The organism is Brevibacillus sp. SKDU10 (assembly GCF_001645205.1).
In the GTDB taxonomy this organism is placed as follows: domain Bacteria; phylum Bacillota; class Bacilli; order Brevibacillales; family Brevibacillaceae; genus Brevibacillus_B; species Brevibacillus_B halotolerans.
In genome coordinates, this window is the sequence record NZ_LSSO01000018.1 from 1 (window position 1) to 4,308 (window position 4,308).

The following is a 4,308-nucleotide window of genomic DNA, read 5'->3' on the forward strand; positions in this document are numbered from 1 at the left end:
CCTTCTTTTTCAATAACCGATTTAAAAACGTACGAACTGTTTGCTCGGTCCACATAATGTCGTTTGGCAAAACATGAATGATATTCTCGGCTGTAATCGGATTATCATTCCAAATAATCTTCATAATTTCCCATTCAGCTTCTGAGATTTTAGGAATACTAGTCATATACTCACCCTTCCTTTGTATTTACAATCGTAATAGTTAGCGCTGCATTAAATATTACATCTGTAAATCAAAAATGTCAAACAATTTTATACAATTTCATACCTATTCAATTCTTCTAGTCAGGATATCTTCACGTAGAAATAGGCAAAAACCTCAGGAATGATGTAAGTTGAAAAGCTTTCTACACAAGTCTGGACATCCGCTTTCTAAACTAAAAAATCCCTCCCAAGCGAAAATTAACGCTATCAGGAAGGGAGACTTCATCATGTAGCCCCATGATGTTCAATTACATGACTAGACATTTTGGATGGAGGGTCTCATCCGCAGAATCCTCTAGCTGTACTTTTTCTGAAGAATGATATTTTCTGGTCAGCTCTGTAAAGTTTTCAACTAATTGCTGTCCAAATTCAGTACAAATTGACTCAGGATGGAACTGTACTCCCCAAATCGGCCGTTCTTTATGGCGCAATCCCATAATGATACCATCACTTGTCCATGCCGTTTTCTCAAGGCATTCAGGGAGTCTATCCTCAACTATTAGAGAATGATAACGAACCACCTGAAAGCCTTGTGGAATTCCTCGAAACAACGTTGAATGATTATGCCATATATTGCTTAATCTCCCATGCATCGCCTCTGGTGCATGAATGATTTTTGCACCAAATATATGACCAATTCCCTGATGTCCCAGACAGACCCCCAAAATGGGAACTTCAGCTTTAAGCAAAGCGTCTCTGCAAATCCCAAAATCCTTTATATTTGCCGGGGTTCCTGGTCCAGGTGAAATGACAATGTTATCAAACGACAGGTTCTGTAATTCCGACCATGTAAATTGATCGTTACGAACGACTGTTGGCAACACTCCACTTGTAGACGCGAAAAGTTGATAAAGATTGAACGTATAGGAATCATAGTTGTCAATTAATAAAGTCTTCACAGTCTTTACTCCTCTCCACTGCAAAAGGGCATCCTCACATTATACTGGAATTATTTTTTCGAAAATGTATGGTATCAGAAACATGCTGTATCAATCATACGTGAATTTAGACGATCAATAAATCTTTTTAGGATAAGTAATTCCATCCAGAAGCCCTTGATGCTTTTACAAGCCTTTTGGACTCCTCAAAAATAATTTTGCAATTGGTATCAATTTTATGTAACTATCAAAGGGAGGAAATTTCCTACACACAATAATTACGTGATTAACATATACAAGGAGATGTGTATTTTGTCTAACATTCCACCTCATTCAATTGTCCCTCAGGGAATCTCTCACAAAAAGACAGATACATTGCCAACTGTCAAGGTTATCAGTCGAAAATTAACGATGTATGTAGAACCAGAACGAGTCTTTCTTCATTTATTTTCAAAAGAAGCATATACATACTGGTTAGATAGCAGTCGTGTAGAATCAAATTTGTCCCGTTTTTCATTTATGGGAACAAACGATGGTCCATTAAGCCGGGTTATTTCCTATGAAACAGCGACGAAGCAGATTAAAATAAAACATTCTACGGGACAAACTGAAGTCACTGAGAGCATTTTTGATTATTTAGACCGTGAATTATATAGCATGCAACAAGAATCTACTGAATTGCCTTTTGATTTTAACGGAGGGTTTGTTGGTTACTTTGGCTATGAATTAAAAGCAGAATGCGGTGCTTCCATACACCACACCGCAGCAACCCCTGACGCAATGTTTATCTATGCCGATCGACTGCTTGCGTTTGATCATCAGGAAAAGTGTATCTATTTGGTTAGCATTGTACCAATTAATGATCTTGCTTTAGCTGACCTGTGGTTTGAAAGTATGGAACAAAAACTAAAAAACCTTCCCCTGCAGCCAGCTGTAGAAATTCCCAATACAGGTGATGTCAAGCAACCGCTTTCCTTTCACTTGAGTCAATCACACTCACAATATGTAGATAGCATAGAGGCATGCAAGCAATATATTTTAGACGGTGAAACATATGAAATTTGTTTAACGAACAGAATTCATACGCAGGAGAATTTCGATCCAATGTTGACGTATCGAATTCTACGCGAGATTAATCCAGCTCCTTACTCTGCTTTTTTCAAGTTTCACGACCTAAGTATCCTATGCTCATCTCCAGAGAGGTTCCTCAAAATCGATCAAAATCGATTGGTTGAGGCCAAGCCTATAAAAGGCACAATAGCACGCGGCTCTGATTCCGAGGAGGATATGCGTCTTGCAGAACAATTACGCAGCAGTGAGAAGGATAGGTCCGAGAATCTCATGATTGTTGACCTGTTGCGCAATGATTTAGGCCAAGTATGTGAAACGGGAAGCGTTCGTGTTCCCAAATTAATGGCCATTGAAACCTATCAAACGGTACACCAGATGGTATCTACTATTCAAGGTACACTCAGACCTGAGCTGTCAGCAATCGACTGCATACGTGCTGCTTTTCCTGGAGGTTCAATGACCGGGGCTCCGAAATTGCGTACAATGACATTCATCGACGAAATGGAAACCAACGCTCGGGGCATCTATTCTGGAGCTATTGGATTTCTAGGGTTAAACAAAACGATTGACCTCAACATTGTCATACGAACCATTGTAATGTCCCCGCAAACAACGACAATAGGTGTAGGAGGCGCCATTGTAAGTCTCTCTGATCCAGAACAGGAATTTGAAGAAATTTTGTTAAAAGGACATGCTTTGATCAAAGCACTAACCATTTCACGTTATGGCAAATTTGACGATCAGCTATGGACGATACATGAGATGAAGGCCTAAGTGCGTATATAACCCTAAAGATCAGTGCTTAGAACATGAATGAAAACGACAGCTCTAATGTATTTACTTTTTTATCATTACGTTATCAGCTATCTATCAACGTACCTTTTTGATGGCGAAACTGTTGTGAAAATGACAGTAACTCTCCTTCAAAAAGGTTCTCTCGCCTTCTCGCCTCTCTGATTGTAGACAGTAATAAACCAGAACAATGCTTTCCTCTCTACTCTAATTATATCCGTCCTAAAAAACTTGCAGAGACTGGTTTTTTATGTAGTTCCCTCGCTCAAACAGATAATTGACTAATATGATGAATCCTCATGAGCAATAACATGGTGTAAAATCTCTCTTACTGTAAACCTTCCTTGATCCCATGGAACTATTACTATGGTGTTTTGTAAAACATGTGCGTCCGTCTGCAAAAATCCCTCGTGTGAGTACGACATGTATCAGAGAGGGATTTCACTTTTTCTATGGTATGATAGTCCCCAAATGAAGCTTTACGAGCTACTGTTCACGCAACAAAAATCCTTGATATCGAAATCCTCCTTCAGCAAAAAGGAGGTAGCATTGAATAGATCAATAGTTATTGACGTCAAATAAAAAGGATAGAGCATAGCCATTCATCAGCTCGCTCTATCCTTTTACACCCCCTACTAATCTACCAGCTTAGCTAGATACGATTAGTGAGTTTTGCACTTGTCATATAGGCCTTTTTCTTTTAATACGGAAATTAATAGCTCACCCATTACTGCAGGAGTCTCTGCTACCTTAATACCGCATTCGTTCATGACACGGATTTTTTCATCTGCTGTTCCTTTACCACCAGAGATGATAGCACCAGCATGTCCCATACGTTTTCCTGGAGGTGCTGTGCGTCCACCGATAAAGCCTACTACTGGTTTAGTTGCATGCTCTTTTACCCAAAGAGCCGCTTCCTCTTCAGCAGTACCACCGATCTCACCGATCATAATGATCGCATATGTTTCCGGGTCTTCATTGAAAGCTTTTAGCACATCGATAAAGTTCGTGCCATTTACCGGGTCTCCACCAATTCCGACTGCTGTCGATTGACCGATACCTTCAACAGTTAATTGGTGTACCGCTTCATATGTTAAAGTACCAGAACGGGATACGATTCCTACATGGCCTTTTTTATGAATGTAGCCAGGCATAATCCCGATTTTGCACTCATCTGGAGTAATAACACCCGGGCAGTTTGGACCTACTAGGCGAGTTTTCTTGCCTTCCATGTAGCGTTTTACTTTAACCATATCAAGAACTGGGATATGCTCCGTGATGCAAATAACCAAACCTAATTCAGCGTCAACCGCTTCTAGGATCGCATCTGCCGCAAAGCGAGCTGCGACATAACTAACGGAAA

At 40.0% G+C, this 4,308-nt stretch carries 4 protein-coding genes and 1 pseudogene; 1 reads left to right on the plus strand and 4 read right to left on the minus strand.

Features of this window, described 5'->3' with window-relative positions:
• Together AYJ08_RS02625 and AYJ08_RS02630 are read right to left on the minus strand one after the other, a co-directional pair.
• The coding region (locus AYJ08_RS02625) for a BlaI/MecI/CopY family transcriptional regulator (protein ID WP_197490568.1) at positions 1-166 on the minus strand (166 nt) is incomplete at its 3' end.
• 286 nt (positions 167-452) lie between these two features.
• Entirely contained in the window at positions 453-1,103 is a 651-nt protein-coding gene (locus tag AYJ08_RS02630) for an anthranilate synthase component II (protein ID WP_064016479.1), read from the minus strand.
• A 282-nt stretch (positions 1,104-1,385) separates the two neighbouring features.
• On the opposite strand from AYJ08_RS02630, the gene pabB reads away from it, so the two are divergent.
• Positions 1,386-2,927, plus strand: a complete 1,542-nt coding sequence (pabB, locus tag AYJ08_RS02635; RefSeq protein ID WP_231928972.1) for an aminodeoxychorismate synthase component I — start codon at positions 1,386-1,388, stop codon at positions 2,925-2,927.
• 283 nt (positions 2,928-3,210) lie between these two features.
• Here the strand turns inward: pabB and AYJ08_RS24830 are convergent.
• Positions 3,211-3,417: pseudogene (locus tag AYJ08_RS24830) on the minus strand (DinB family protein); the annotation flags it as partial.
• A 190-nt stretch (positions 3,418-3,607) separates the two neighbouring features.
• On the minus strand, positions 3,608-4,308 hold a 701-nt coding region (sucD, locus tag AYJ08_RS02640), incomplete at its 5' end, for a succinate--CoA ligase subunit alpha (protein WP_064016481.1).